This is a genomic window from Photorhabdus viridis, assembly GCF_040256935.1.
Classification (GTDB): domain Bacteria; phylum Pseudomonadota; class Gammaproteobacteria; order Enterobacterales; family Enterobacteriaceae; genus Photorhabdus; species Photorhabdus viridis.
Map to the genome: position 1 here is coordinate 1 of NZ_JBEJZY010000280.1, position 438 is coordinate 438.

The window sequence follows — 438 nt, forward strand, 5'->3', positions numbered from 1 at the left end:
GTGGACTTCGGGCGCGGCGTGGTGCTGGTCAGACAGGGCAAAGGCCGTAAAGATAGGGTGGTGCCCATCGGCGGGCAGGCGCTGCACTGGTTAAGCCGCTGGCTCAGTGTCCGGCCCGAGTTAACGCGGCGGGATGACAGCGGTCACCTGTTTATCACCAGGAAAGGCCGGGGGCTGGCCAGAGGCACGTTAACCTGGATAGCCGCCGACAGCATCCGTAAACAGGCGCAACTGGCTAAACCGGGGGCCTGTCATCTGTTCCGCCACTCAATGGCAACCCAGATGCTGGAGAACGGCGCGGACACCCGGCATATCCAGGCGATACTGGGGCATGAGAAGCTGGAAACCACCCAAATCTATACCCGGGTGGCTATCGGTCACTTAAAGGAAGTGCATGAGCAGACCCACCCGGCAGAACGGCAGTCAAAGCAGGCAACG

1 protein-coding gene is annotated in these 438 nt (G+C 61.4%); it reads left to right on the forward strand.

Translation table 11 applies throughout. From position 1 onward, the window contains the following. On the forward strand, positions 1-438 hold a 438-nt coding region (locus ABR397_RS23360), incomplete at both ends, for a tyrosine-type recombinase/integrase (RefSeq protein WP_350307782.1).